The 26,622-nt window shown below is 49.5% G+C and carries 21 protein-coding genes, 2 tRNA genes, 2 rRNA genes and 1 other annotated feature; of the genes, 18 read left to right on the top strand and 7 right to left on the bottom strand.

From position 1 onward, the window contains the following. The first annotated feature begins 137 nt into the window (after window positions 1–137). The 5 genes from EIP93_RS16875 (at window position 138) to luxS (ending at window position 3,896) form a co-directional block, all read left to right on the top strand. Window positions 138–214: transfer RNA gene (locus EIP93_RS16875), tRNA-Arg, on the top strand. 389 nt (window positions 215–603) lie between these two features. Next, the gene (gene yqaB / locus EIP93_RS16870) at window positions 604–1,170 is read left to right on the top strand and encodes a fructose-1-phosphate/6-phosphogluconate phosphatase (RefSeq protein WP_103862882.1); all 567 of its coding nucleotides are present in this window, start codon (window positions 604–606) and stop codon (window positions 1,168–1,170) included. Further along, on the top strand, window positions 1,167–1,595 hold the full coding sequence (locus EIP93_RS16865) for a YqaA family protein (protein WP_103862881.1): 429 nt from the start codon (window positions 1,167–1,169) through the stop codon (window positions 1,593–1,595). The genes yqaB and EIP93_RS16865 overlap by 4 nt, the downstream gene beginning before the upstream one ends. An 82-nt stretch (window positions 1,596–1,677) precedes the next feature. Further along, window positions 1,678–3,231 (top strand): glutamate--cysteine ligase, encoded by a 1,554-nt coding sequence (gene gshA, locus EIP93_RS16860; RefSeq protein WP_125232999.1) that lies wholly within the window; start codon window positions 1,678–1,680, stop codon window positions 3,229–3,231. 149 nt (window positions 3,232–3,380) lie between these two features. After that, entirely contained in the window at window positions 3,381–3,896 is a 516-nt protein-coding gene (gene luxS / locus EIP93_RS16855) for an S-ribosylhomocysteine lyase (protein WP_125232998.1), read from the top strand. Between the two features lie 69 nt (window positions 3,897–3,965). Here the strand turns inward: luxS and EIP93_RS16850 are convergent, their stop codons facing one another. Beyond that, window positions 3,966–4,760, bottom strand: coding sequence for a cytochrome C assembly family protein (locus tag EIP93_RS16850; protein ID WP_010286006.1), 795 nt, complete (start codon window positions 4,758–4,760; stop codon window positions 3,966–3,968). Window positions 4,761–4,930: 170 nt separating this feature from the next. Here EIP93_RS16850 and ffh point away from each other — a divergent pair, with 170 nt between their 5' ends. The 5 genes from ffh to rplS all read left to right on the top strand — a co-directional run bounded on the left by ffh (window position 4,931) and on the right by rplS (window position 8,470). After that, window positions 4,931–6,292 carry a signal recognition particle protein gene (gene ffh / locus EIP93_RS16845; protein WP_095700327.1) on the top strand — a complete coding sequence of 454 codons (1,362 nt, stop codon included), beginning with the start codon at window positions 4,931–4,933 and terminating at the stop codon, window positions 6,290–6,292. A gap of 157 nt (window positions 6,293–6,449) precedes the next feature. Next, window positions 6,450–6,698, top strand: a complete 249-nt coding sequence (gene rpsP / locus EIP93_RS16840; RefSeq protein ID WP_010285998.1) for a 30S ribosomal protein S16 — start codon at window positions 6,450–6,452, stop codon at window positions 6,696–6,698. 18 nt (window positions 6,699–6,716) lie between these two features. After that, entirely contained in the window at window positions 6,717–7,265 is a 549-nt protein-coding gene (rimM, locus tag EIP93_RS16835; protein WP_125232997.1) for a ribosome maturation factor RimM, read from the top strand. A 38-nt stretch (window positions 7,266–7,303) separates the two neighbouring features. Further along, window positions 7,304–8,059, top strand: a complete 756-nt coding sequence (trmD, locus tag EIP93_RS16830; protein WP_039360953.1) for a tRNA (guanosine(37)-N1)-methyltransferase TrmD — start codon at window positions 7,304–7,306, stop codon at window positions 8,057–8,059. Window positions 8,060–8,122: 63 nt separating this feature from the next. Then, a complete protein-coding gene (rplS, locus tag EIP93_RS16825; protein WP_039483928.1) occupies window positions 8,123–8,470 on the top strand; it encodes a 50S ribosomal protein L19 in 348 nt (115 codons plus the stop codon). Window positions 8,471–8,827: 357 nt separating this feature from the next. Here rplS and EIP93_RS16820 read toward each other — a convergent pair whose 3' ends face one another. The 3 genes from EIP93_RS16820 to btsR form a co-directional block, all read right to left on the bottom strand. Next, window positions 8,828–9,766, bottom strand: a complete 939-nt coding sequence (locus tag EIP93_RS16820; RefSeq protein WP_125232996.1) for a class I SAM-dependent methyltransferase — start codon at window positions 9,764–9,766, stop codon at window positions 8,828–8,830. Window positions 9,767–10,028: 262 nt separating this feature from the next. Then, window positions 10,029–10,376: a DUF2799 domain-containing protein gene (locus EIP93_RS16815; RefSeq protein ID WP_103943766.1), complete on the bottom strand. Its 348-nt coding sequence runs from the start codon at window positions 10,374–10,376 to the stop codon at window positions 10,029–10,031. 46 nt (window positions 10,377–10,422) lie between these two features. Continuing rightward, window positions 10,423–11,139, bottom strand: a complete 717-nt coding sequence (gene btsR / locus EIP93_RS16810) for a two-component system response regulator BtsR (RefSeq protein WP_103972432.1) — start codon at window positions 11,137–11,139, stop codon at window positions 10,423–10,425. A 249-nt stretch (window positions 11,140–11,388) separates the two neighbouring features. Here btsR and EIP93_RS16805 point away from each other — a divergent pair, with 249 nt between their 5' ends. Continuing rightward, window positions 11,389–12,462, top strand: a complete 1,074-nt coding sequence (locus EIP93_RS16805; protein WP_103862877.1) for a 3-deoxy-7-phosphoheptulonate synthase — start codon at window positions 11,389–11,391, stop codon at window positions 12,460–12,462. A 6-nt stretch (window positions 12,463–12,468) separates the two neighbouring features. Beyond that, complete coding sequence (gene tyrA / locus EIP93_RS16800; protein WP_102118997.1) at window positions 12,469–13,590, top strand: bifunctional chorismate mutase/prephenate dehydrogenase; 1,122 nt, start codon at window positions 12,469–12,471, stop codon at window positions 13,588–13,590. A gap of 81 nt (window positions 13,591–13,671) precedes the next feature. On the opposite strand, the gene pheA is transcribed toward tyrA, so the two are convergent. From pheA to bamD, 3 genes are all read right to left on the bottom strand, one after another. Next, window positions 13,672–14,832 carry a bifunctional chorismate mutase/prephenate dehydratase gene (gene pheA, locus EIP93_RS16795; RefSeq protein WP_010306181.1) on the bottom strand — a complete coding sequence of 387 codons (1,161 nt, stop codon included), beginning with the start codon at window positions 14,830–14,832 and terminating at the stop codon, window positions 13,672–13,674. A 28-nt stretch (window positions 14,833–14,860) separates the two neighbouring features. Then, window positions 14,861–14,986, bottom strand: a sequence feature (Phe leader region). 194 nt (window positions 14,987–15,180) lie between these two features. Continuing rightward, a complete protein-coding gene (gene raiA / locus EIP93_RS16790; protein WP_010306175.1) occupies window positions 15,181–15,519 on the bottom strand; it encodes a ribosome-associated translation inhibitor RaiA in 339 nt (112 codons plus the stop codon). A 326-nt stretch (window positions 15,520–15,845) separates the two neighbouring features. Then, a complete protein-coding gene (gene bamD, locus EIP93_RS16785; RefSeq protein WP_010306171.1) occupies window positions 15,846–16,580 on the bottom strand; it encodes an outer membrane protein assembly factor BamD in 735 nt (244 codons plus the stop codon). 134 nt (window positions 16,581–16,714) lie between these two features. On the opposite strand from bamD, the gene rluD reads away from it, so the two are divergent. The 6 genes from rluD (at window position 16,715) to EIP93_RS16750 (ending at window position 26,550) form a co-directional block, all read left to right on the top strand. After that, window positions 16,715–17,692, top strand: coding sequence for a 23S rRNA pseudouridine(1911/1915/1917) synthase RluD (rluD, locus tag EIP93_RS16775; protein WP_103943737.1), 978 nt, complete (start codon window positions 16,715–16,717; stop codon window positions 17,690–17,692). 43 nt (window positions 17,693–17,735) lie between these two features. Beyond that, window positions 17,736–18,461 carry a purine nucleoside phosphorylase YfiH gene (yfiH, locus tag EIP93_RS16770; protein ID WP_103862875.1) on the top strand — a complete coding sequence of 242 codons (726 nt, stop codon included), beginning with the start codon at window positions 17,736–17,738 and terminating at the stop codon, window positions 18,459–18,461. 133 nt (window positions 18,462–18,594) lie between these two features. Further along, window positions 18,595–21,171, top strand: a complete 2,577-nt coding sequence (clpB, locus tag EIP93_RS16765; RefSeq protein ID WP_103862874.1) for an ATP-dependent chaperone ClpB — start codon at window positions 18,595–18,597, stop codon at window positions 21,169–21,171. Window positions 21,172–21,659: 488 nt separating this feature from the next. After that, window positions 21,660–23,201: ribosomal RNA gene (locus tag EIP93_RS16760) — 16S ribosomal RNA — on the top strand. A 140-nt stretch (window positions 23,202–23,341) separates the two neighbouring features. After that, window positions 23,342–23,417 (top strand) — tRNA-Glu (locus EIP93_RS16755). A gap of 223 nt (window positions 23,418–23,640) precedes the next feature. After that, window positions 23,641–26,550 (top strand): 23S ribosomal RNA (locus tag EIP93_RS16750). The 16S and 23S rRNA genes sit together here with 1 tRNA gene alongside, the layout of an rRNA operon. Window positions 26,551–26,622: the final 72 nt, after the last annotated feature.

The following is a 26,622-nucleotide window of genomic DNA, read 5'->3' as shown; positions in this document are numbered from 1 at the left end:
GCCTATAAGTACAAGGGAGGAAAACGTTGCTTTAGCAACGGCCCGAAGGGCGAGGCGAAGCCGAGTAATCCTCCCGGATGCACCATTCTTACGTATCTCGTTTAATTGCTCACCCCTTTATTTCTGCACCACACTCTGCATCCGTAGCTCAGCTGGATAGAGTACTCGGCTACGAACCGAGCGGTCGGAGGTTCGAATCCTCCCGGATGCACCATATTTCCATGTAAATAAAACTCTTACCTTAGTGTTAATCGATAAGCGTAGAGTAATCTTGCTTTAGCAACGTCCTGAAGTACTCAGCAAGCCAGATAATTTTCTCCGATGTACCATTTCTGTTTTATCAACTGCCCTCTACCATACTTTTAGCGCTACAGCGGTACAGGCTCCTATTCTGCTGATATCAGAACGATATTTTTCTCATCACTCCCGTGTATTAATTCTTACCTCTCCCCTGCCTATGTATTGAGATTACGCTGAAGCGTAAATGAAGGCTGCCTACTACTATGGAGGTAATAACCTGTTTTTTATAAGGTTATTGAATAAGCGACAACGTTTTCACTTTACGATAAAGTAAGCTCTCTTTTCAGTGCTCATGGAGTCATGATGTACGATCGCTATCAAGGGCTGATCTTTGATATGGATGGCACCCTGCTTGATACTGAACCAACGCACCATAAAGCGTGGGATCAGGTTCTTGCCCGATATGGTATGAAATATGATGCCAGTGCCATGACAGCATTGAACGGCTCGCCCACCTGGCGCATTGCACAGCGTATTATCGACAGTCATCAGGTTGATATTAATGCTCACCAACTCGCGGCCGAAAAAACCGCTGTTGTTGAGGAAATGCTGCTGGATACCGTAAAACCACTGCCGCTGATTGATGTTGTTAAGCACTATCGCGGACGGCGTCCTATGGCAGTTGGCACGGGTAGCACGCATGGTATGGCTGATAGATTGCTAACGCATTTGGGGTTGCATGATTATTTTGATGCAATCGTTGGGGCTGATGATGTTATTCAGCATAAGCCTTTCCCCGATACCTTTCTGCGTTGCGCTGCATTGATTTCTGTCGCACCAGAACACTGTATTGTGTTTGAAGATGCAGACTACGGTATTGAAGCCGCTAAAAGCGCTAACATGGCCGTGGTTGACGTCCGTACATTGTGAGTGAGTTCTGGGCTGTTTTTTCTCTTTTCTGGAGTAGCCTGCTCAGTGCAACACTGCTGCCTGGCAGTTCGGAAGTGCTGCTGGTAACGTTATTGCTTGCTGACAGCGCAAAACCCTACCTGTTGGTTGCTGTGGCAACGGTAGGAAATACGCTGGGCGGGTTAACAAATATTTTTATAGGGCGCTTACTCCCTCAGCCAAAACAACAAGCTGGGTATACGGTGGCCATGCGCTGGTTACAGCGCTATGGCTGCGCTGCGCTGTTATTTAGCTGGGTACCGGTAGTAGGCGATTTATTGTGCGTGTTAGCGGGTTGGCTACGCATGCCCTGGGTGCAATCGGCGGTTTTCATCGGTATTGGAAAAGCGCTGCGGTATATCGTATTGGCAGGTATAACGTTACAGGGGATGGCGTGGTGGTCTTAACCAGATTGCAATGCGAACTGGTGAGTGCTGCTGAGTTTCAATTATGCTTACAACCATTACATTTTAACAACGGGAGGTCGATTTGATCCCGGACATTTCAGAAGCACTTTCTTGGCTGGAAAAACACCCACTGGCAGTGAAGGGTATTCAGCGTGGAATTGAACGCGAAACATTGCGCGTAACAGCAAACGGACATCTTGCTACAACAGGACACCCGGAAATATTGGGCTCGGCGTTGGCACACCCGTGGATCACGACAGACTTTGCTGAAGCGCTGTTGGAGTTCATTACGCCAGTCGACAAAGATGTCGATCACCTGCTGACGTTTCTGCGCGATATTCATCGTCACGTTTCCCGTAATCTGGGTGATGAGCGGATGTGGCCATTGAGCATGCCGTGCTTTATCGACAGCGAGCAAAATATCGAGCTGGCGCAGTATGGCTCATCAAATGTTGGGCGCTTCAAAACGCTTTATCGTGAAGGGCTGAAAAACCGCTATGGCGCGTTGATGCAGACTATTTCTGGCGTGCATTATAACTTCTCCCTTCCGCTGTCATTCTGGCAGGCGCGAGAGGGTGTCGCTGATGCAGAAAGCGGGAAAAAAGCCATTTCTGCGGGATACTTCAGGCTGATCCGCAACTATTACCGCTTTGGCTGGGTGATCCCTTATCTGTTCGGTGCTTCTCCGGCGATCTGTTCTTCTTTCCTAAAAGGGCGGGAAACCGCACTGCCGTTTGAGCGTACGGAAAAAGGCATGCTTTATCTGCCTTATGCAACCTCTCTCCGGCTTAGTGACTTAGGCTACACCAATAAATCACAGAGTAATCTGGGGATTACGTTTAACGATCTTGATACCTATGTCGCGGCGTTAAAGCGCGCGATAAAAACGCCGTCTGAGGAATATGCCCAGGTTGGTATGACGAAGGATGGTCGTTATCTACAATTGAATACGAACGTCTTGCAGATTGAGAATGAGCTCTATGCGCCGATTCGTCCGAAGCGTGTGACGCGTGCGGGTGAAACGCCATCTGATGCCTTGCTGCGTGGCGGAATCGAATATATCGAAGTGCGTTCACTGGATATCAACCCGTTCTCTCCGACCGGAGTGAGTGAAAGTCAGGTGCGTTTCCTAGATTTGTTCCTGATCTGGTGTGCGCTGGCAGATGCGCCTGAAATGAGTGCGGATGAGCTACTGTGTACGCGTAAAAACTGGAACCGAGTGATCCTGGAAGGGCGTAAACCTGGGCAAACGGTGGGGATGCGGTGTGAAACCATCCAGCAGCCGATTGCTGAGGTGGGGAAATCTCTGTTTGCGGATTTACGTCGCGTTGCGGAAGTGCTGGACGCTGAAAACAATCAACCGCACTATCAGCAGGTATGCGATGAACTGCTTGTTGGTTTTGACGATCCAGAAACGACGTTCTCTGGTCGACTATTAACGTTGATGAAGCAAGAAGGCAATGGTAGCGTGGGGCTGAATTTAGCGGAAGAATACCGCAAAATGCTCAGCAGTGAGCCGCTGCAGGTGTTGACGGAAGAACAATTGGCTGCTGCGAGCGAGAACTCCTGGCAGCGTCAACGTCAGATTGAGTCTGAAGATACGATGAATTTTGACGACTATCTGGCGACGCATTAAAAAGAAAAGGCCACAGAAACTGTGGCCAAATAAACATCTCTAATAGGGATGATAATAAATGCGCGTCTTTCAGTAAGTCAGACTCGCATAAAAAGGAAAAGTTCTCGGAAACGAGAAAAAATGAATTTTTTCTATGAGGAGGTGAAATTATGCCGTTACTAGACAGCTTTACCGTTGACCATACTCGTATGGCCGCACCCGCCGTTCGGGTCGCTAAAACCATGAAAACCCCTCATGGCGACAATATCACGGTATTTGACCTGCGTTTCTGTCGTCCGAACATCGAAGTCATGCCAGAGCGTGGCATCCATACGTTAGAGCACCTGTTTGCAGGCTTTATGCGCGATCATTTAAACGGTGATGGTGTTGAAATCATCGACATTTCTCCGATGGGATGCCGTACGGGTTTCTACATGAGCCTGATTGGTACGCCGGACGAGCAACGCGTTGCCAATTCCTGGAAAGCGGCGATGGCGGACGTCCTGAAAGTGACTGACCAGCGTAAAATCCCTGAGCTGAACGAATTTCAGTGTGGCACCTATGAGATGCACTCACTGAAGGAAGCGCAGGAGATTGCTCAGCACATCGTGGATCACGATATTGGTATCAACCAAAATGACGATCTGGCACTGCCGAAAGATAAATTGGCTGAGCTACATATCTAGTTTGTTGGATATGCGCAGATAAAAAAGAGAACCGAAAGTGGGTTCTCTTTTTTTGTGCTAGTGAACGCGTCAGACTGCGAGGAAGTGCTGTATAACTCGGCTGCCGAAGTAGGACAGCGTCAGCATCAGTGCGCCGATCAGGCTGAACCAGACGACGCGCCGTCCCCGCCATCCTTCATGGTAATGTCCCCAGAGCAGCAGAATATAGATGAACCAGGCAAACAGGGAGAACACGGCTTTGTGTAGGTTCTCTTTGTTATCGATCAGGTCATCCATATAAAACAAACCGGTACAGAGCGTTAGCGTGAGCAGGATGACGCCAATCTGCGTGATGTGAAACATCTTACGTTCAATGCCCATCAGCGGCGGCATGTCAGCGGCAAACCCCAGCTTTTTATTCTTGAGCAGATAATCAAGCCAGGCAAGCTGGAGCGCATAAAGTGCCGCAATCAGCAAGGTTGCATAAGAGAAAAGTGCCAGGCCGATATGGATCATCAAACCCGGTGACGCTTCCAGATGCGTAATAAATTCACTCGGCATGAAGCTGGCGAAGGCCAGATTGATCAGCGCAAAGGTGTAGACGATAGGAAGAATAAACCAGCCGCGATCGCGCGTGGCGACAAATGTCATCACCGTACAGATGATGAGGCTGACCAGCGAACCGATATTCAGCAAGCTAAGGTTTTGGCCGACCTGAACATCGAAAATGCGTTGATAGAGCGCCACTGCATGACAAATTAGCGCAGCGCTGGCCGAGAGTATTGCCAGCCGACGATATGCACTGTTCTTGCGCAGCAGACTGGGGATAATCAGTCCGAGGCTGAGTGTGTAGGCGACAAGCGCCACAATAGCGAAAACAGACATACAAATTAGGTTATTAAATATCAACTAGGTAAAATGAAGAATCAGTATAGCGTTAGTCGTCGCGGGCACCAACAGTTCTCCGTCAGCAGCGCTGAGATCGTTCCCGCTTTTGTGTATAATCTCTTCCATTCGTGTCGCGCTGGCGGCCTGTCTTACGTTGAGCATGAGATATGTTTGAAAATTTAACCGATCGACTCTCGCGCACATTGCGCAATATCAGCGGCCGCGGGCGGTTGACTGAAGACAACATCAAAGAAACGCTACGTGAAGTGCGTATGGCATTGCTGGAAGCCGACGTCGCGTTACCCGTGGTGCGTGATTTTATCAATCGTGTCAAAGAACGTGCTGTTGGGCATGAGGTCAACAAAAGCCTGACACCGGGCCAAGAGTTCGTCAAGATTGTTAAGAATGAACTCGTCAGCGCAATGGGTGAAATCAACGCCGAGCTGAATCTTGCCGCACAACCACCTGCGGTTGTTCTGATGGCCGGTCTGCAAGGTGCGGGTAAAACGACCAGCGTGGGCAAGCTGGGTAAATTCCTGCGCGAAAAGCATAAGAAAAAAGTGCTGGTGGTTTCAGCTGACGTTTATCGCCCTGCGGCGATAAAACAGTTGGAAACGTTGGCAGAGCAGGTAGGTGTCGATTTCTTCCCGTCAGACGTGCAGGAAAAGCCACTTGCTATCGTAGAACGTGCGTTACAACACGCTAAGCTGAAGTTCTACGATGTCTTGTTAGTCGATACCGCGGGCCGTCTCCACGTTGACGACGCGATGATGGACGAAATCAAGCAGGTTCACGCGGCGATTAAGCCGGTTGAAACGCTGTTTGTGGTTGATGCCATGACGGGGCAGGATGCGGCGAATACGGCGAAAGCTTTTAATGAAGCGCTGCCGCTGACCGGTGTGATCCTCACCAAAATTGATGGTGACGCCCGTGGCGGTGCGGCATTATCTATCCGCCATATTACTGGCAAGCCCATTAAATTCCTCGGTGTCGGCGAAAAAACCGAAGCGCTGGAACCGTTCTACCCTGAGCGCGTTGCCTCGCGAATTCTCGGTATGGGCGATGTGCTTTCACTGATTGAAGATATTGAAAGCAAGGTCGATCGTACACAGGCAGAAAAGCTTGCTAATAAGTTGAAGAAGGGCGATGGGTTTGATTTGACCGATTTCCTGGACCAGCTCAAGCAGATGCGTAACATGGGCGGCATGGCAAGTATGATGAGCAAAATGCCGGGCATGGGCCAACTGCCTGATAATGTTAAATCACAAATGGATGACAAAGTGTTGGTGCGTATGGAGGCGATCATTAATTCGATGACGCGTCAGGAGCGTGCCAAACCTGAGATTATTAAAGGATCGCGTAAACGTCGTATCGCGCAAGGTTCCGGCATGCAGGTACAGGACGTGAACCGTCTTCTGAAACAATTCGATGATATGCAACGAATGATGAAGAAGATGAAAAACGGCGGTCTGGCGAAAATGATGCGCGGTATGAAAGGGATGATGCCACCTGGATTCCCGGGGCGTTAATCACCGAAATCGATGGTGTAGAGAAACTCTTGGCGTGATTATACGCTTTAGATTGCTTTTTGCGCCAAAATGAGTAAAATTTTCGGGCTTTTTATATAACATACTGGGCTCCGTTCCTCGATGGGGCCCGGTTGTTTTATTCACTAAAGAGGATGTTATGGTAACAATTCGTTTGGCACGTGGCGGCGCTAAAAAACGCCCCTTCTATCAAGTAGTCGTGACCGATAGCCGCAATGCGCGTGATGGTCGTTTCATCGAGCGCGTAGGTTTCTTCAACCCAATCGCATCTGGTCAAGCAGAAGCCCTGCGTCTGGATCTGGACCGTATCGAGCATTGGCTTGGTCTGGGTGCAACTGTGTCTGATCGCGTATCTTCGCTGATCAAAGACGCTAAAAAAGCAGCATAACCTGTTGCGGTGGTGATAATGAGCAATCAACTCAGCCCAAAAGCTCCCGTTAACCCGATTGTGATGGGGAAGATAGGATCGGCATATGGCATTCGAGGTTGGCTCAGAGTGTTTTCATCCACCGAAGATGCCGAGAGCATTTTTGATTATCAACCTTGGTTCATCCAGAGTAAAAGCGGTTGGCAGCTTGTCGAGATTGAAGGCTGGAAGTATCACAATCAGGATCTGATCATCAAAGTGAAAGGTGCTGATGACCGTGATGCGGCTAATTTACTGACCAATTGTGAAATTGTCGTAGATTCGTCACAACTGCCCGATCTGGGCGAAGGTGATTATTACTGGAAGGATCTTATTGGCTGTCAGGTCGTGACCGTAGCTGGTTACGAGTTAGGTAAAATCATCGATATGATGGAAACCGGCTCGAACGATGTGATGGTAATAAAGGCCAACCTGAAAGATGCCTTCGGAGTCAAGGAGCGGCTGGTTCCGTTCCTCACCGAACAGGTTGTTAAGCGCGTCGACCTTTCTGCTCAAATTGTTGAAGTAGATTGGGATCCTGGTTTTTGAACTCTGAATCGATCAGTAGTACCCAGCGGAACGAGACTATGTGGATTGGGGTGATTAGCCTGTTTCCAGAGATGTTCCGTGCGATTACTGATTACGGAGTCACTGGCCGGGCAGTTAAAAATGGCCTGCTGAACGTACAGTATTGGAGTCCTCGCGATTTCACTTACGATCGGCATCGCACCGTGGACGATCGGCCTTATGGCGGCGGCCCCGGAATGCTGATGATGGTGCAACCTTTACGGGATGCGATCCACGCAGCAAAAGCAGCGGCAGGCGAAGGCGTGAAAGTGATTTATTTATCACCTCAGGGCCGTAAATTAGATCAGCAAGGCGTACATCAACTCGCTACGAACCAGAAGATGATTCTGGTCTGTGGACGGTACGAAGGGATTGATGAGCGTGTAATTAAAACCGAAATCGATGAAGAATGGTCGATCGGCGATTACGTACTCAGCGGTGGGGAACTGCCAGCGATGACCCTGATTGACTCCGTTGCCCGCTTTATACCGGGCGTTCTGGGACATCAGGCTTCAGCAGAAGAAGATTCTTTTGCCGATGGATTGCTGGACTGTCCTCATTTCACTCGCCCTGAAATACTGGAAGGCATGGACGTTCCGGCAGTGTTACTGTCTGGCAACCATGCGGAAATACGCCGCTGGCGATTGAAGCAGTCGCTGGGCCGAACCTGGCTTAGAAGACCTGAACTTCTGAAAAGCCTAGCTCTGACTGACGAGCAAACAAGGTTGCTGGCTGAATTCCAACGTGAATATCAGTCTGAGCAACAAGAGTATTAGGTGGTTACGCCGGTTTGACCTGGCGAACCCAACTATCAGTTTACCTAGGGTAAGAGACATATTATGAGCAACATTATTAAGCAAATCGAAGACGAACAAATGAAGCAGGACGTACCTGCATTTCGTCCGGGTGATTCCGTAGAAGTGAAGGTATGGGTTGTTGAAGGTAGCAAAAAACGTCTGCAGGCATTCGAGGGCGTGGTTATCGCTATTCGTAACCGCGGTCTGCATTCTGCATTCACTGTTCGCAAAATTTCTAACGGCGAAGGCGTGGAGCGTGTATTCCAGACTCACTCTCCTGTTATTGACAGCATTACTGTTAAACGTCGTGGTGCCGTGCGTAAAGCCAAACTGTACTACCTGCGTGAGCGTACTGGTAAGTCTGCTCGTATCAAAGAGCGTCTTAACTAAGATAGCGCTTTCGCAACATCCGAAAGTTGTTATTTTTAAATGGCCTAGCGAATTCGCTAGGCTTTTTTTTTATCTAAATGGCGGCAAAGTGGCGGCAGATCATGGCTGTGTGGTCGTCCTCTTTCTGGGAATAAGTCTTTTGTTTAAGGCCCGAGTCTAAGGCATGACCGTGTTGGCAGTAAAAAGCCCACCATCTTGGTGGGCTTAGCTTTCCCTGGTGCCATCATTATTGTTTGAATTTCAGTACCATGATGACATCAGACATGGTTATTTTATAAACGTTTATACAGATCAATTTTTCAATATTGATCGGTTACGGCGATCAAAATATTGTGTTGATACCGTTTTTTACTCTGCTCAGAACGGCTTATTCGCGATGACTGTTGGGTACATATGCATACGATCGTTAATGAATTGAATATCTGTGAATCCTGCCTGCTCTAGCTGCGACTGTGTTTTTTTGTGGGTACGAAACGCAGTCCATGTTGCCCCGATAATACGTGAGAAAAGCACATATTGGAGGGCTAGCAATTTTGGATCGGTGTTTATCCATGGGGAATCTTGTGACAGCGTAGGAGGCGGTGTCATAAAGCTGGTGATCAGCGTACCTCCTGGCTTTAAGCCTGAGTAGAACACGCGGTAAAGCTCGGTAACTTTGTCATCATCTTGTTCATAGACGTTGAGTCCGTTGCTGGTAATCACATCTGCTTGTGCTGCCAAATCCATTGTCCAGGCATCAGTAAGCACCAACGATATCTGGTTTTCTAATCCTTGCTGACTGGCAAGCTTATAAGCTTCTTCCAGCGCCTGTTTATCCAGATCGATTCCGATTAATTTCACATCTCGATGCCGCGTATAGTCCAGCAGCAGTAAATCGGCCATGACGCCACAAGGAACCGATACCATGATGGCGTCGGGGCGCAAGAGCTCTTGAAGCAGACGTTGGAAAATACCAAATCGTTCACGTGTTGCCAAAACGCTGGGTAACTGTGTGTAGATGATTTCTTCGAGTGGATTAACATAGTGAGCTGGCTGATGTGTTATCACATTATGCGTCCAGTACGCATTTAACCCGTGATGTTTTAGTAAAAACTTGCCTAGTTCAAGGTGGGAGAACGCCTCCAGAATCGCGAGTTGTTCCTCTACAGAAATGCCGGGATGGTCGCCGGACTCGATAATGTTGTTCTTTACCGCAGCGACTCGTTCATCATGGCTTTCCTGTGATGAGGTAGCGTGTGATAAGAGTCTTGAACTGCTATTTAGAGACGAGTTATGAGGCTTGCTTGAACCGGACATATGAGCACTCCATAATATCAATCGCTATCAGGAATAATGGTTTTAACTATCAGTGAGGTATGCCTTTCGTTATCCCTGCATCAGATTGTTAATAACTTAATGTGACTATTTAATGTGAGCGATAATAGAGCGGAGGTATGTCTGACGTATTTCTGTGTGAGTACAAAAGTGAGTGGAATTGTTACCAGATGCGATGAGCCATAGCGCTTTGCCAGCTAAAGTGCTGATGAGTATGGATCATCGTTTTATCTTCGGAAGGATGTTAAGGCAGGCTCTGTTGCCAGCGAGTTCGCAGTGCCTCCGCATTCTCTACGCCATCGCAACTGGCGGGAAAGTTTTTCCCTGCTTTTCCCCATTCTTCCATGTTATCTGTACCGCAAAAAGCCGACTGTCCGGCCTGATAGCCACGTAGGTAGGTTTCACGGTCAACTTGAGGATTACCGAACCATTCCTGCAAAGTGCTATCGTCCTTTACGACCATGCCAGAGATTGCATCCTGATAACCCGTTTCGTACCAGAAGCCTGACTCACTTTTAGCGGGTAGTGACGGGACGTTGCTTTGGCATGCTGTCATTAAAAGAATTACAGCCAAGACATAACTGTATTTCATCATCAAACCTTCAATGTTTCGGCCATCGGCCTGCAGAAGCATCGCATCAGGCGATGCCCAATTTTTCTTTCAGTAATTTAAGGTAGCGGCGACTGACGGGGATGTGTTTTCCCGTATGCGTCAATACTTCTGCTGCGCCGTTCTCCATTAACTGGATTTCTTTCAGCTGTTCCGTATTAACCATGTATTGGCGATGGCAACGGACGAAAGGCGTTTTCTCTTCCAGCGTTTTCAATGAAAGTTGGGTATAGCCAGACTGGCTGACGCCCACGACGTGTACGCCGCTGAGTTCTGAACAAAGATACTCGACTTCCTCAATCTTGAGTAAAAAAATACGGTTGTGTCCGTTACAGGGAATATGGCGAAGCAAGGGTTCTGAAATTATCTGTACGTTTTTATTTACACTAACGCCGCGACGTAAACGATTTAGCGTTTTGCTTAGCCGTTGTGCATCTAGTGGTTTGAGCAAATAGTCAAAAGCATGCTCTTCAAATGCCCTCACTGCGTACTCATCATAGGCTGTCACGAAGACGACATAAGGCATATTTTCTGGATCCAACATGGCAACCAGCTCTAATCCGCTGATCTTTGGCATCTGTATATCCAGAAAAATCACATCCGGCTGTAGCCGATGGATAGCCGGTATCGCCTCCAGCGCATTGCTGCATTGTGCAATGATGGTGATATCAGACTCATTTTCCAGTAGCAGGCTGAGCTCTTCACGTGCCAACTGTTCGTCATCGATGATTATGGTTTTCAGCATCCTTCCCCCTTGTTGGCGTGATTCTATCACTATTCACGCCAGGGATTAGCATGGTTGCGTCGGGAAGTGATAGGGCAGACAGATATCATTTTTTTGGCAATATTTAGGGTGGTAATTTTTTATTTACACCAAGTGGATTGAAATCTTTACGGTTCGTGTTATGGTGTAAACATCACGCGTAGGCAGGTTGTACAGACAGTAGTCTTTACAGGCGATCGCGAACATACCGAACTCTTCAGGAATGGGATCATGCAAAAAGATTCACTTAACAATATTAATATCAGTGCAGAGCAGATTTTAATTACTCCCGATGAATTGAAAGCCAAGTTTCCGCTTAACGACGCAGAGCAGCGCGATATTGCGCAAGCGAGAGCAACGATTGCGGATATCATTCATGGTCGTGACGATCGGTTGCTGATCGTCTGCGGACCTTGCTCGATTCATGACACGGATGCTGCGTTGGAATACGCGCGCCGCCTGCAGTCGCTTGCCGCTGAATTAAACGATCGCCTCTACATTGTCATGCGTGTTTATTTTGAAAAACCGCGTACCACCGTGGGCTGGAAAGGGCTCATCAACGATCCGTTCATGGATGGTTCATTTGATGTGGAAGCAGGGCTGCACATCGCGCGTGGGCTGCTGCTGGAACTGGTGAATATGGGACTGCCACTGGCGACCGAAGCGCTTGATCCAAACAGCCCGCAGTACTTGGGTGATTTGTTCAGCTGGTCGGCTATCGGTGCACGTACGACAGAATCACAAACTCACCGTGAGATGGCTTCCGGCCTGTCGATGCCTGTCGGGTTCAAAAACGGCACGGACGGTAGTCTGGGAACGGCGATCAACGCGATGAGAGCCGCCGCGATGCCGCACCGTTTTGTTGGTATCAATCAAACTGGGCAAGTTTGTCTGCTGCAAACGCAAGGGAACATTGATGGTCATGTGATTCTGCGCGGCGGTAAAAAACCAAACTACAGTGCGCAGGATGTCGCCGAATGTGAAAAACAGATGCAGGAAGCGGGACTGAGACCGGCGCTGATGATAGATTGTAGTCACGGTAATTCGAATAAAGACTATCGCCGTCAGCCACTTGTTGTTGAATCTGCGATTGAACAAATCAAGGCGGGAAATCGTTCCATTATAGGCTTGATGCTGGAAAGCCACCTTAACGAGGGGAGCCAGTCTTCAGAACAGCCGCGTTCAGATATGCGCTACGGTGTATCGGTCACGGATGCCTGTATTAGTTGGGAAAGTACAGAGACGTTGCTGCGTTCCGTTCATCACGATCTGAGCGCTGCACGTGTGAAACATTCAGGAGAGTAACAAGATATGGTAGCTGAACTGACCGTATTACGTGATCAGATAGATGAGGTAGATAAGGAGCTTGTCGCGCTGTTATCACGTCGGTTGCGTTTGGTGGCGGAAGTGGGTGAAGTGAAAAGCCGCCATGGTTTGCCCATCTATGCGCCCGATCGTGAAGCGGCCATGCTCAGCTCACGTCGTAAAGAAGCGGAGTCGATGGGGGTTCCGCCGGATCTCATTGAGGATATCCTGCGGCGTACCATGCGTGAGTCTTATACCAGTGAAAACGACAAAGGCTTTAAAACGCTGTGCCCGCAGTTACGCCCGGTTGTCATCATCGGTGGCCGGGGGCAAATGGGCAACCTGTTTGAGAAAATGCTGACGCTGTCGGGCTATCAGGTGAGGATCCTGGAGCAAGATGATTGGCCGCGTGCGGACGAGCTGCTGTCTGATGCCGGTATGGTGATTGTTAGCGTGCCGATTCACGTGACTGAACAGGTTATTGCCCGTCTGCCTGCTTTACCAGATGACTGTATTTTGGTTGATTTGGCATCGGTAAAAAATGGCCCGCTTCAGGCGATGTTGGCGGTGCATAGTGGCCCGGTACTTGGGTTACACCCTATGTTTGGGCCAGACAGCGGTAGCCTTGCCAAGCAGGTTGTCGTCTATTGTGATGGGCGGCAGCCGGAAGCCTACCAGTGGTTACTGGAACAGATTCAGGTGTGGGGCGCGCGTCTGCATCGTATCAGTGCAGTCGAACACGATCAGAACATGATGTTCATTCAGGCGCTTCGTCACTTTGCGACATTCGCGTATGGCCTGCATTTAGCGGAAGAGAACGTGCAGCTTGAACAGCTATTAGCGCTGTCATCGCCAATCTATCGTCTGGAATTGATCATGGTTGGTCGGTTGTTTGCGCAGGATCCGCAGCTTTATGCCGACATTATTATGTCTTCAGCGGATAATCTGGCGTTGATTAAGCGTTACTACAAACGTTTTGGCGAGGCGATTGAACTACTGGAGCAGACGGATAAAGCAGAGTTTATCAACAGCTTCAAGAAGGTCGAACACTGGTTTGGTGACTATGCCAAACGCTTTCAGGCGGAGAGCCGGGTGCTTTTACGCCAGGCAAACGATATTCGTCAATAAGTACGTTCGCTATCTTGGTTGTGTTTAAGACGCCATCCCGGGGATACCAGGATGGCTTTTTCAATTATTCGTTCACATCGACTATTCGTTCACATCGACAGGGACGACGTTTTCACTCGGGTAGCAGCCCAACACTTTTAACGAGCGGGTTATAGGGGCTAATCCTTTTAGCGCTTTCTGCATGGCATCGCTGCGCAGGTTGGCCTGTACGTCCAGATAGAACATCTCTTCCCACGGGTTACCGTTGATCGGTCTGGATTCCAGCTTGGTCATCACAATGCCGTTATCACGCAATACCAATAGGGCTTCCACCAGCGCACCTGACTGTTGACCGGTTGCCATAATTAGCGTGGTTTTTGCTGGCACTTGTTCCGTCACGTCAATGGGCTTACGTGCTAATACAATGAAGCGGGTGATGTTTTGCGACTGATTGGCCAGATCGTGTTCCAGCATCTGTAGCTGATAAAGCTGACCACCGGCTTCGCTGCCGAGCGCTGCTGCTTTTGGTGAGTTGAGCGCCGCGACTTTTTCCATCGCCGCAGCCGTGCTCTCACAATATTCAATCTTCCAGTGTGGAAAACGGTTAATGAAATGGCTGCACTGCTGGAACGGTTGCGGGTGGCTGTAAACCGTTTCGATCTGTTCCAATGACGTATCGGTGGCAACTAAAACGCAGTGATTTATCGGATTGGTTAATTCGCCGACGATGGATAAAGCCGTGTGTTGCAGCAGATCGTAGACGTCGTTAATCGAACCAGAGCTGGTGTTTTCAATCGGCAGAACGGCATAGTCCGCTTGCCCTGTTTCCACCATGTTGAAGATGTCCTGAAATTTCTGGCAACCACATTCGATAAATTGTTCGAAGTGTCGCGCGGCATATTGGCGAGCGGCAAGATGGGAATAAGAGCCTTTCGGACCGAGAAACGCAATACGGGCAGAGTGTGACGTTGTTTGGTTAAGGTGATGCTGTAAGAGTGCCTGCTGCGTCAGTACCGAATCTTCAATGATGAGCTGGAATAAGCGGGTAATGTAGTGACCATCAAGATGATGCTTTTTCCCAGCAGCGGTCAGTTTATCTAGCAAATCACGCTCACGCTCTTTATCACGGATTGGGCGATGCGAATGCAATTTGCTGCGGGCAACGTCCAACGCGAGTTCTCGTCTTTGTGCCAACAATTCAATTAATTGCAGATCCAATGTGCTGATGCGTTCTCGCAGTGCCAGTAATGGGTTGTCTGTCATGATGCTGTTACCTGTCTTATGTTCTTATATAAAAAAAGCCTCCTGGTCAGGAGGCTTTTTTGTTCGTCTTCGTATTCTTGCTCTTACGACGAATCGCCTCCCAAATCAGGGGAAGGTGAAAAAGAATACGAAGAAGAACAGTTTATTTATCATGTTTACTCGGTTCGTCAGGAGGATATCCAGATTCTGAGTAGGTAAGGTAACTGTTGGCTTTTCATCCTGTCAATACAAAATCGCCGAGCGCAATCTTAAACGAGGTATAGCGCTGGCTCTTTAGGATGCGGATTGCGGAGCTTGGAATGCAAAAACGCGCCCTCAGGCGCGTTATATTGAGGTAAAAATAATGAATTACTCTTCTTGAGTCGGCTGGAGATTCGCTTCTTTGACGCTAGCTACCGCGCGTCTGGCTTCACCTTTATGCTGGAGTTTGTCCAACTGGCGTTCGAGCTTGGTAATTAGCTCATTGATGGCGGCATACATATCGTCATGCTTTGCACTGGCAACCAGTGGGCCATTTGGCGTACTGATAGTGCCATCAGCCACAAAACCCTGAGGCTCTTTTGACAGAATGATATGCGGGTTAATCAGCTGGGTTTGCCACTTATCCAGCTTAGAAAGACGGTCTTCGACATGTTGACGAATTGCGGGGGTGATATCCATTTGCTTACTGGTAATATTAATAGTCATATAAACTTACCTCTCTGCCTATGTCCGTCTTGGATAATTTCAGCATACAGTGAGTTGTGACAAAAAGCGTGATATTGATCGCTTTTTTTCGTCACTTTTTGTCAAGAAAATACGATTTGTGAAGCATCATCGGGAATAGAAGGGAAGTACTTGAGGGGGCATCTGGCCTGTGCCATTATTGATAGGATGTATTGACGTTACCGCGCTGTTGTTGACTCCCGCCAACCTGTTTTTTCTGCTCAGCTGTGCTGTGCATAGCCAACCGAGCGAACCATAAAAAAACGGCAACCGAAGCTGCCGTCTTATTACTGTGTGTCACTTGTCGTTTATGCTGGGTTCGCCGCGATGACTTTTGCGACTTTGTCCGCCTGTGCGGCCAGTTGCAGTTCACGGTAGGCATTTTCCATCAACGGCAACGCAGTTTTCGTTGCCTGGGTATCTGGGTAATCACGCAGCATTTGCTCAACGCGATTAACTACTGCCACATAAGCGCCGCGTTTCGTGTAGTATTGCGCGACAGAAAGTTCATACTTGGCCAGGCGCTCTTTGAGGTAAACCAAACGCTTGTTTGCGTCGGTGGCGTATTGGCTGTTCGGATATCCCTGAATGAGCTTACTGAAATCCCGAAATGCGGTGCGAGCATACTGCGGATCGCGATCGGAACGATCAACGCCGAAGAAGCCTTGTAACGCACTATCATCCAGCGCCATGTCGGTCAGGCCGCGCATGTACAGGACATAATCCACGTTTGGATGCGTCGGGTTGAGTCGCAGGAAGCGGTCAATAGAAGCTTGGGCCAATGGCAGCTCTGCGGATTTGTAATAAGCGTAGATCAAATCCAACTGTACTTGCTGCGAGTAGGGGCCAAAGGGATACCGGTTATCCAGTGCTTCCAACTGCGTGATGGCTGCTTTAAAGTTGCCGTCTTGCAGTTTTTGTTGAGCATTGGCATAGATTTCAGATGGCGGACTATCAGGAACCGCATCTTTGGAATTGCTGGAGCAACCAGCCAGCGCCAGGCTCAACGTGGCGGCAGCCACCAGATATTTCATACGCGTCATGACGTTTTGATTATCCTCAGAATGTTATTCCGGGAGACTGTCCGTGAAGCTCCCGATTTAGACCAGCTACAATAGTACATTATTTTAAACGGCGTCGCCGTCAAAACCCAACGTTAACGAAGAAGCTGCATAATATGGCACAACAAGTACAACTCACCGCAACGGTGGCCGAATCTCAACTCGGACAACGTTTAGATCAGGCTTTGGCCGAATTGTTCCCTGATTATTCACGATCCCGCATAAAAGAGTGGATTCTTGAGAATCGAGTACAGATTAACGGCAATGTCATCAATAAGCCAAAAGAGAAAGTACTTGGCGGCGAATCGGTAGCCATTGATGCATTGATTGAAGAAGAAGCACGCTGGGAAGCACAGGATATCAAGCTGGATATCGTGTACGAAGATGAGGATATCCTGGTCATCAATAAACCCAGAGATCTGGTGGTTCACCCCGGTGCGGGTAACCCAGATGGCACGGTACTGAATGCCTTGTTACATCATTATCCTGAGATTGCCGATGTGCCCCGTGCCGGGATTGTGCACCGACTTGATAAAGATACGACAGGGCTTATGGTGGTCGCGAAAACTGTCCCCGCACAGACGCGTTTAGTTGAGGCGCTACAGGCGCGTGAAATTACGCGTGAATATGAAGCCGTTGCGATTGGTTCGATGACTGCGGGTGGCATGGTCGAGCAGCCTATCGCTCGTCACTCAACCAAGCGTACTCATATGGCCGTGCACCCCATGGGTAAACCTGCCGTGACGCATTATCGCATCATGGAACATTTCCGTGCACATACCCGTTTGCGGTTGCGTCTGGAAACGGGGCGCACCCATCAGATTCGCGTGCATATGGCGCATATTAATCATCCTCTGGTTGGCGATCAGCTATACGGTGGTCGTCCTCGCCCGCCAAAAGGCGCTTCGGAGGATTTCATTGAGATGCTACGTGGGTTCGATCGTCAGGCGCTGCATGCCACCATGTTGCGTTTCTACCATCCTATTACTGGCATTCACATGGAATGGCATGCGGAATTACCACAGGATATGGTCGATCTGATTGATGCACTGAAAGCCGATACCGAAGCATTTAAGGATCAGCTCGACTGGTAATGTATTCAATACGATAAGTGCCGATTTATAGAGGTGACGGACTATGCTGATATACCCCGACTGGCCTTTGCCAGAAAGTGTGAAATCTTGTAGTACGACGCGTATTGGCGGGTGTAGTCGTGCACCTTATGATTCGCTAAATGTGGGGAATCATGTGGGCGATGAGCCCGCGCACGTCACCGCAAATCGGCAAACGCTGGTGGAGATGGCCAGTCTTCCTGCTATTCCCCATTGGTTGGAACAGGTTCATGGCACCGATGTGATTCGTATTGGTGAGGTGTCCCCTACGTCTGTTTGCGGTGATGCGGCTTATACCGATAAGAAAGGAAAAGTCTGTGCGGTGATGACGGCCGACTGTTTGCCCGTGCTTTTTTGTGCAATCAACGGTGACGAAGTCGCTGCCGCGCATGCTGGCTGGCGGGGATTGCACGCAGGAGTATTGGAAGACACGTTAGCCTGTTTCCGTGCGCAACCCGCGCAAATTATGGCGTGGCTGGGGCCTGCTATTGGGCCTGATGCCTTTGAGGTCGGCCCTGAAGTCAGGGATGCATTTATTCAGCATGATGCGGCGGCGGCCTCAGCATTTCGGCCTGAAGGAAACAAATTTTTTGCCGATATCTACCAACTGGCACGTCTGCGTTTACGTGCTGCGGGGGTAACGCAAATTTTTGGTGGAAATGCCTGTACTGTGAGCGAGCCTCACAAATTTTTCTCTTATCGGCGTGATGGCGTGACTGGCCGTATGGCAAGTTTAATCTGGCTGATATAACCTATTGAATTAAGACGATCCAAGACAAGTAACATTTAAATCCTGTCACGACTGGCAAAATAACCTTGAAATTTTTGAGGGATGACCTCATTTAATCTCCAGTAGCAATTTTGACCAGTGTATGGGAGGTGTTATGCGTCTGGATCGTCTTACCAACAAATTCCAACTTGCTCTTGCTGATGCCCAGTCTCTTGCCCTTGGGCGCGATCACCAGTTTATTGAACCACTTCACTTGATGAGTGCCTTGCTTCATCAGGATGGTGGAACTGTTGGTCCACTTCTGACTGTTGCCGGAGCCAATCTTAATCACCTGAAAACCGAAATCGACCAGGCAATCACGCGTTTGCCTCAGGTTGAAGGCACTGATGGTGATGTCCAACCTTCGAACGAGTTAGTCCGCGCATTGAATATGTGCGACAAACTTGCGCAAAAGCGTGGCGATACCTTTATTTCCTCAGAACTTTTCGTGCTTGCTGCTTTGGAGTCTCGTGGCACGCTGGGGGATATTTTGAAAAAGGCGGGTGTTACGCAGCAAGGTGTAACAAATGCTATCGATCAAGTGAGAGGAGGGGAGCAAGTGAACGATCAAGGGGCTGAAGATCAGCGCCAGGCATTAAAAAAATTCACTATTGACCTTACGGAGCGAGCGGAGCAAGGCAAGCTCGATCCGGTGATCGGACGTGATGAAGAAATTCGCCGTACTATTCAGGTCCTACAGCGTCGAACCAAAAATAACCCAGTATTAATTGGTGAGCCCGGTGTGGGTAAAACCGCGATAGTGGAAGGGCTGGCCCAGCGCATCGTTAATGGTGAAGTGCCTGAAGGCTTGAAAAACAAGCGAGTACTTTCACTAGATATGGGCGCGCTGGTGGCTGGGGCGAAATATCGTGGTGAGTTTGAAGAACGTTTGAAAGGCGTGCTCAACGATCTGTCTAAGCAGGAAGGCAACGTCATTCTGTTTATTGATGAACTCCATACGATGGTGGGGGCTGGTAAAGCCGATGGCGCGATGGATGCCGGCAATATGCTAAAACCCGCGCTGGCTCGTGGTGAGTTGCATTGCGTTGGGGCGACAACGCTCAATGAGTATCGGCAATATATTGAAAAAGACGCGGCCCTTGAGCGTCGTTTCCAGAAAGTGTTTGTCGCTGAACCGACCGTTGAAGACACGATTGCGATTCTGCGCGGGCTGAAAGAGCGCTATGAATTGCACCATCATGTACAAATTACTGACCCGGCGATTGTTGCGGCAGCCATGTTATCTCATCGTTATATCGCGGATCGTCAGTTGCCGGATAAAGCGATTGACCTGATTGATGAGGCGGCATCCAGTATTCGTATTCAGATTGACTCGAAACCAGAGCCCCTTGATCGGCTTGAACGCCGAATCATCCAGTTAAAGCTGGAGCAGCAGGCGTTGAAAAAAGAATCTGATGAAGCCAGCCAAAAGCGGCTTGAATTGCTGAGTGCTGAACTTGACCAAAAAGAGCGTGAGTATTCCCAACAAGAAGAAGAGTGGAAAGCAGAAAAAGCATCACTCACGGGAACGCAGAATATTAAAGCGTCTTTAGAGCAGGCGAAAATTGCGCTGGAACAGGCTCGCCGTCAGGGCGATCTGGGAATAATGTCTGAGCTGCAATACGGCAAAATCCCTGAGCTGGAGAAACAACTGGCAGCAGCAACGCAGCAGGAAGGGAAAACGATGCATTTGCTGCGTAATCGAGTAACGGATGTTGAAATTGCTGATGTGCTGGCGCGTTGGACTGGGATTCCTGTTTCTCGCATGTTGGAAAGCGAGAAAGAAAAATTATTACGCATGGAAGATGAACTGCATCAGCGTGTGATTGGGCAGAACGAAGCCGTTGAAGCGGTAGCGAATTCTATCCGTCGTAGTCGGGCTGGGCTATCTGACCCGAATCGTCCTATTGGCTCGTTCCTTTTCCTTGGGCCAACAGGTGTTGGGAAAACGGAACTCTGCAAAACGCTGGCGACTTTCCTCTTCGACAGTGACGACGCCATGGTGCGTATCGATATGTCTGAGTTTATGGAGAAGCACTCGGTTTCACGTTTGGTCGGTGCGCCTCCGGGATATGTCGGTTACGAAGAAGGGGGCTATTTAACGGAAGCGGTGCGTCGCCGTCCTTATTCGGTCATTTTGCTGGATGAGATCGAAAAGGCACACCCTGATGTATTCAATATCCTACTTCAGGTATTAGATGATGGCCGCCTTACTGATGGCCAGGGCAGAACGGTCGACTTCCGTAATACTGTGGTCATCATGACGTCCAATTTGGGGTCTGATCTTATTCAGGAACGTTTTGGTGAGCGCAGCTATACCGAAATGAGAGATATGGTGCTTGATGTTGTTAGTCACAGCTTCCGTCCTGAGTTTATTAACCGTATCGATGAAGTCGTGGTATTCCACCCACTGGGAAGGGCGCATATTACGTCGATCGCACAAATTCAGCTCCAGAGACTGTACAAGCGTCTTGAAGAGCGCGGATATAGTGTCACGATCGCGGATGCGGCTTTAGATATGCTCGGGGAAGTTGGGTTTGATCCTGTCTATGGTGCGCGTCCGCTTAAAAGAGCGATACAGCAATTGATAGAAAACCCACTCGCTCAGCAGATGCTTGGGGGGAAATTGATACCTGGTAAACCGATCACATTAGATGTTGAAGGCGAACAGATAGTCGCACGACAAGAATAATGTGAGTGAAATGGTAAGCGGGCAACGGGGCATTCGTTAATGGATGCTCCGTTTTTACATGTTAAGCTCAGGTTATATCCATCTTTTGTGTGTTAAGTGTGCTAAATACTGTTTCTTGTCTTGTTTTTGAACGGTTGGGAAATAATTTGCATTTAGCGCTTGTCAGCGTGCGAGAAGTCCCTATAATGCGCATCCACTGACACGGCAACAGCGACACGCGGTTGTGGTGACAGCAAAAAGATTCAACGAAGCAGTCAGTAATGACTTGACTTCACAGCGGAAAAGCATAGTATACGCAGCCCGCGCCACCGATGAAGTGGCACTGCTCTTTAACAATTTAATCAGACAATCTGTGTGGGCACTCACAAGACCGTATCTTAAACGATATAAAAAGTCTTGAAGAGTGAACAACAGTAAAATTCATTACGAATGAACAGTTACTAATTCTTTGAGCATCGCTGACGAGTTCAGCAAATCAAACAAATCTTAAATTGAAGAGTTTGATCATGGCTCAGATTGAACGCTGGCGGCAGGCCTAACACATGCAAGTCGAGCGGTAGCACAGAAGAGCTTGCTCTTTGGGTGACGAGCGGCGGACGGGTGAGTAATGTCTGGGAAACTGCCTGATGGAGGGGGATAACTACTGGAAACGGTAGCTAATACCGCATAACCTCGCAAGAGCAAAGAGGGGGACCTTCGGGCCTCTCGCCATCAGATGTGCCCAGATGGGATTAGCTAGTAGGTGAGGTAATGGCTCACCTAGGCGACGATCCCTAGCTGGTCTGAGAGGATGACCAGCCACACTGGAACTGAGACACGGTCCAGACTCCTACGGGAGGCAGCAGTGGGGAATATTGCACAATGGGCGCAAGCCTGATGCAGCCATGCCGCGTGTGTGAAGAAGGCCTTCGGGTTGTAAAGCACTTTCAGCGAGGAGGAAGGCGGTAAGGTTAATAACCTTATCGATTGACGTTACTCGCAGAAGAAGCACCGGCTAACTCCGTGCCAGCAGCCGCGGTAATACGGAGGGTGCAAGCGTTAATCGGAATGACTGGGCGTAAAGCGCACGCAGGCGGTCTGTTAAGTTGGATGTGAAATCCCCGGGCTTAACCTGGGAACTGCATTCAAAACTGACAGGCTAGAGTCTTGTAGAGGGGGGTAGAATTCCAGGTGTAGCGGTGAAATGCGTAGAGATCTGGAGGAATACCGGTGGCGAAGGCGGCCCCCTGGACAAAGACTGACGCTCAGGTGCGAAAGCGTGGGGAGCAAACAGGATTAGATACCCTGGTAGTCCACGCTGTAAACGATGTCGATTTGGAGGTTGTGCCCTTGAGGCGTGGCTTCCGGAGCTAACGCGTTAAATCGACCGCCTGGGGAGTACGGCCGCAAGGTTAAAACTCAAATGAATTGACGGGGGCCCGCACAAGCGGTGGAGCATGTGGTTTAATTCGATGCAACGCGAAGAACCTTACCTACTCTTGACATCCAGAGAATTAGCTAGAGATAGCTGAGTGCCTTCGGGAACTCTGAGACAGGTGCTGCATGGCTGTCGTCAGCTCGTGTTGTGAAATGTTGGGTTAAGTCCCGCAACGAGCGCAACCCTTATCCTTTGTTGCCAGCGATTCGGTCGGGAACTCAAAGGAGACTGCCGGTGATAAACCGGAGGAAGGTGGGGATGACGTCAAGTCATCATGGCCCTTACGAGTAGGGCTACACACGTGCTACAATGGCGTATACAAAGAGAAGCGACCTCGCGAGAGCAAGCGGACCTCATAAAGTACGTCGTAGTCCGGATTGGAGTCTGCAACTCGACTCCATGAAGTCGGAATCGCTAGTAATCGTAGATCAGAATGCTACGGTGAATACGTTCCCGGGCCTTGTACACACCGCCCGTCACACCATGGGAGTGGGTTGCAAAAGAAGTAGGTAGCTTAACCTTCGGGAGGGCGCTTACCACTTTGTGATTCATGACTGGGGTGAAGTCGTAACAAGGTAACCGTAGGGGAACCTGCGGTTGGATCACCTCCTTACCAAGAAGATGTGTGTTAAGTGAAGTGCTCACACAGATTGTCTGATGAAAATACTGAGCAAGCGCACCTGTTGATGCGATGAGTGTAAACTCATGCTGACGCGATAGTGCCGAATTTCTGATTCGGTACGGATTTTTCGTGTCCCCATCGTCTAGAGGCCTAGGACACTGCCCTTTCACGGCTGTAACAGGGGTTCGAATCCCCTTGGGGACGCCAATCCGATAATGAGTGAAAGACATTATCATGAATATCTTAAAGATGATTCTTCGGAGTCATGTTTACGATATTGCTCTTTAACAATCTGGAACAAGCTGAAAATTGAAACATGACAGCTGAACATGCATTGGTACCTGCGGGTATGAATGGTGTATCAGTGTGTCAATGAGTCTCTCAAATAATCGCAGCGCGATGATGTCTTTAAGACACCTTCGGGTTGTGAGGTTAAGCGACTAAGCGTACACGGTGGATGCCTAGGCAGTCAGAGGCGATGAAGGGCGTGCTAATCTGCGATAAGCGTCGGTAAGCTGATATGAAGCGTTATACCCGACGATACCCGAATGGGGAAACCCAGTGTGTTTCGACACACTATCATTACGTGAATACATAGCGTAATGAGGCGAACCGGGGGAACTGAAACATCTCAGTACCCCGAGGAAAAGAAATCAACCGAGATTCCCCTAGTAGCGGCGAGCGAACGGGGAGGAGCCCAGAACCTGAATCAGTTTGTGTGTTAGTGGAAGCGTCTGGAAAGTCGCACAGTAAAGGGTGATAGTCCCGTACACAAAAATGCACAAATTGTGAGTTCGATGAGTAGGGCGGGACACGTGACATCCTGTCTGAATATGGGGGGACCATCCTCCAAGGCTAAATACTCCTGACTGACCGATAGTGAACCAGTACCGTGAGGGAAAGGCGAAAAGAACCCCGGCGAGGGGAGTGAAATAGAACCTGAAACCGTGTACGTACAAGCAGTGGGAGCCTTGATTAATCAGGGTGACTGCGTACCTTTTGTATAATGGGTCAGCGACTTATATTCTGTAGCAAGGTTAACCGTATAGGGGAGCCGCAGGGAAACCGAGTCTTAACTGGGCGTTAAGTTGCAGGGTATAGACCCGAAACCCGGTGATCTAGCCATGGGCAGGTTGAAGGTTGGGTAACACTAACTGGAGGACCGAACCGACTAATGTTGAAAAATTAGCGGATGACTTGTGGCTGGGGGTGAAAGGCCAATCAAACCGGGAGATAGCTGGTTCTCCCCGAAAGCTATTTAGGTAGCGCCTCGTGAATTCATCTTCGGGGGTAGAGCACTGTTTCGGCTAGGGGGTCATCCCGACTTACCAACCCGATGCAAACTACGAATACCGAAGAATGTTATCACGGGAGACACACGGCGGGTGCTAACGTTCGTCGTGAAGAGGGAAACAACCCAGACCGCCAGCTAAGGTCCCAAAGTCATGGTTAAGTGGGAAACGATGTGGGAAGGCACAGACAGCCAGGATGTTGGCTTAGAAGCAGCCATCATTTAAAGAAAGCGTAATAGCTCACTGGTCGAGTCGGCCTGCGCGGAAGATGTAACGGGGCTAAACCATGCACCGAAGCTGCGGCAGCGACACTCAGGTGTTGTTGGGTAGGGGAGCGTTCTGTAAGCCGTCGAAGGTGGCCTGTGAGGGTTGCTGGAGGTATCAGAAGTGCGAATGCTGACATAAGTAACGATAATGCGGGTGAAAAACCCGCACGCCGGAAGACCAAGGGTTCCTGTCCAACGTTAATCGGGGCAGGGTGAGTCGACCCCTAAGGCGAGGCTGAAAAGCGTAGTCGATGGGAAACAGGTTAATATTCCTGTACTCGGTGTTACTGCGAAGGGGGGACGGAGAAAGCTAGGTTATCCGGGCGACGGTTGTCCCGGTTTAAGCGTGAAGGTGGATGACTTTGGTAAATCCGGGTCGTCATTAACACTGAGGCGTGATGACGAGTCACTACGGTGATGAAGTAACCAATGCTACGCTTCCAGGAAAAGCCTCTAAGCTCCAGGTAACATCAAATCGTACCCCAAACCGACACAGGTGGTCAGGTAGAGAATACTCAGGCGCTTGAGAGAACTCGGGTGAAGGAACTAGGCAAAATGGTGCCGTAACTTCGGGAGAAGGCACGCTGATGGTAGGTGAAGTGACTTGCTCACGGAGCTGAAATCAGTCGAAGATACCAGCTGGCTGCAACTGTTTAATAAAAACACAGCACTGTGCAAACACGAAAGTGGACGTATACGGTGTGACGCCTGCCCGGTGCCGGAAGGTTAATTGATGGGGTCAGCCGCAAGGCGAAGCTCTTGATCGAAGCCCCGGTAAACGGCGGCCGTAACTATAACGGTCCTAAGGTAGCGAAATTCCTTGTCGGGTAAGTTCCGACCTGCACGAATGGCGTAATGATGGCCAGGCTGTCTCCACCCGAGACTCAGTGAAATTGAACTCGCTGTGAAGATGCAGTGTACCCGCGGCAAGACGGAAAGACCCCGTGAACCTTTACTATAGCTTGACACTGAACCTTGAGCCTTGATGTGTAGGATAGGTGGGAGGCTTTGAAGCGTGGACGCCAGTCTGCGTGGAGCCAACCTTGAAATACCACCCTTTAATGTTTGATGTTCTAACGTGGGCCCGTGATCCGGGTTGCGGACAGTGTCTGGTGGGTAGTTTGACTGGGGCGGTCTCCTCCCAAAGCGTAACGGAGGAGCACGAAGGTTAGCTAATCCTGGTCGGACATCAGGAGGTTAGTGCAAAGGCATAAGCTAGCTTGACTGCGAGAGTGACAGCTCGAGCAGGTGCGAAAGCAGGTCTTAGTGATCCGGTGGTTCTGAATGGAAGGGCCATCGCTCAACGGATAAAAGGTACTCCGGGGATAACAGGCTGATACCGCCCAAGAGTTCATATCGACGGCGGTGTTTGGCACCTCGATGTCGGCTCATCACATCCTGGGGCTGAAGTAGGTCCCAAGGGTATGGCTGTTCGCCATTTAAAGTGGTACGCGAGCTGGGTTTAGAACGTCGTGAGACAGTTCGGTCCCTATCTGCCGTGGGCGTTGGAAGATTGAGAGGGGTTGCTCCTAGTACGAGAGGACCGGAGTGAACGCACCACTGGTGTTCGGGTTGTGATGCCAATTGCATTGCCCGGTAGCTAAGTGCGGAAGAGATAACCGCTGAAAGCATCTAAGCGGGAAACTTGCCTCGAGATGAGTCTTCCCTGGGTACTTGATACCCCTGAAGGGCCGTTGAAGACTACGACGTAGATAGGCTGGGTGTGTAAGCGTAGCGATACGTTGAGCTAACCAGTACTAATGACCCGAGAGGCTTAACCTTACAACACCGAAGGTGTTTTGAGAGTGACTCAGAGAGATTTTGATAATCAGCTTGTTTTAGGATTGGTTCTGA

This window comes from Pectobacterium versatile (assembly GCF_003932035.1).
GTDB lineage: Bacteria > Pseudomonadota > Gammaproteobacteria > Enterobacterales > Enterobacteriaceae > Pectobacterium > Pectobacterium versatile.
The sequence above is the reverse complement of the archived record's forward strand: the minus strand, read 5'-3'. Positions and strand labels throughout refer to the sequence as shown.

Bases quoted from the DNA above. Each gene is read 5' to 3' on its own strand.
- yqaB (WP_103862882.1), top strand. From the start codon at position 604: ATGTACGATCGCTATCAAGGGCTGATCTTTGATATGGATGGCACCCTG.
- luxS (WP_125232998.1), top strand. From the start codon at position 3,381: ATGCCGTTACTAGACAGCTTTACCGTTGACCATACTCGTATGGCCGCA.
- EIP93_RS16850 (WP_010286006.1), bottom strand. From the start codon at position 4,760: ATGTCTGTTTTCGCTATTGTGGCGCTTGTCGCCTACACACTCAGCCTC.
- ffh (WP_095700327.1), top strand. From the start codon at position 4,931: ATGTTTGAAAATTTAACCGATCGACTCTCGCGCACATTGCGCAATATC.
- rpsP (WP_010285998.1), top strand. From the start codon at position 6,450: ATGGTAACAATTCGTTTGGCACGTGGCGGCGCTAAAAAACGCCCCTTC.
- rimM (WP_125232997.1), top strand. From the start codon at position 6,717: ATGAGCAATCAACTCAGCCCAAAAGCTCCCGTTAACCCGATTGTGATG.
- trmD (WP_039360953.1), top strand. From the start codon at position 7,304: ATGTGGATTGGGGTGATTAGCCTGTTTCCAGAGATGTTCCGTGCGATT.
- rplS (WP_039483928.1), top strand. From the start codon at position 8,123: ATGAGCAACATTATTAAGCAAATCGAAGACGAACAAATGAAGCAGGAC.
- EIP93_RS16820 (WP_125232996.1), bottom strand. From the start codon at position 9,766: ATGTCCGGTTCAAGCAAGCCTCATAACTCGTCTCTAAATAGCAGTTCA.
- EIP93_RS16815 (WP_103943766.1), bottom strand. From the start codon at position 10,376: ATGAAATACAGTTATGTCTTGGCTGTAATTCTTTTAATGACAGCATGC.
- btsR (WP_103972432.1), bottom strand. From the start codon at position 11,139: ATGCTGAAAACCATAATCATCGATGACGAACAGTTGGCACGTGAAGAG.
- EIP93_RS16805 (WP_103862877.1), top strand. From the start codon at position 11,389: ATGCAAAAAGATTCACTTAACAATATTAATATCAGTGCAGAGCAGATT.
- tyrA (WP_102118997.1), top strand. From the start codon at position 12,469: ATGGTAGCTGAACTGACCGTATTACGTGATCAGATAGATGAGGTAGAT.
- pheA (WP_010306181.1), bottom strand. From the start codon at position 14,832: ATGACAGACAACCCATTACTGGCACTGCGAGAACGCATCAGCACATTG.
- raiA (WP_010306175.1), bottom strand. From the start codon at position 15,519: ATGACTATTAATATTACCAGTAAGCAAATGGATATCACCCCCGCAATT.
- bamD (WP_010306171.1), bottom strand. From the start codon at position 16,580: ATGACGCGTATGAAATATCTGGTGGCTGCCGCCACGTTGAGCCTGGCG.
- rluD (WP_103943737.1), top strand. From the start codon at position 16,715: ATGGCACAACAAGTACAACTCACCGCAACGGTGGCCGAATCTCAACTC.
- yfiH (WP_103862875.1), top strand. From the start codon at position 17,736: ATGCTGATATACCCCGACTGGCCTTTGCCAGAAAGTGTGAAATCTTGT.
- clpB (WP_103862874.1), top strand. From the start codon at position 18,595: ATGCGTCTGGATCGTCTTACCAACAAATTCCAACTTGCTCTTGCTGAT.